Origin of the sequence: Streptomyces boncukensis (assembly GCF_011045075.1) — a bacterium.
Lineage (GTDB): Bacteria > Actinomycetota > Actinomycetes > Streptomycetales > Streptomycetaceae > Streptomyces > Streptomyces boncukensis.
In genome coordinates this window covers 1-434 of sequence record NZ_JAAKZZ010001127.1, presented here as the reverse complement: position 1 = coordinate 434, position 434 = coordinate 1, and the positions used below count along the sequence as shown (strand labels likewise).

The window sequence follows — 434 nt, the reverse complement described above, 5'->3', positions numbered from 1 at the left end:
CGTCTCGCTGGTCGACCAGCCGGGGATCGGCCCGGAGGCGGTGGCGCGGGTGCGCGCGGCGTACCGCTCCCCCGCGACGCTGGCCGCGGGCGCGTACGGGGGCGTACGCGGCCACCCCGTGCTGTTCGGCGCCGAGCACTGGCGCGGGGTGCGGGAGAGCGCGCACGGGGACGTGGGGGCGCGGGCGTATCTCCGGGCGCACACCGCCCGGCTGACCCTTGTCGAGTGCGCGGACATCGCGGATCCCGGGGACATCGACACCCCGGAGGACCTGACGAGGCTCCGGGAGTCCGGCGGCTGAGCCCGGCGCGGCGCGGTGTCTCGACATCAACAGACTCTTGAGATTCCACTATAAGAAAACTAATCTCCACTGATCAGAAGCACAGCCCGCCGAAGGAGTGACCCACCATGTCCGCACCAGCGCACTCCCCGCT

The 434-nt window shown here is 71.9% G+C and carries 1 protein-coding gene; it reads left to right on the top strand.

Features of this window, described 5'->3' with window-relative positions:
• Nucleotides 1–301: nucleotidyltransferase family protein (locus G5C65_RS38275; RefSeq protein ID WP_165303699.1), on the top strand; the 301-nt coding region annotated here is incomplete at its 5' end.
• Nucleotides 302–434 lie beyond the last annotated feature (133 nt).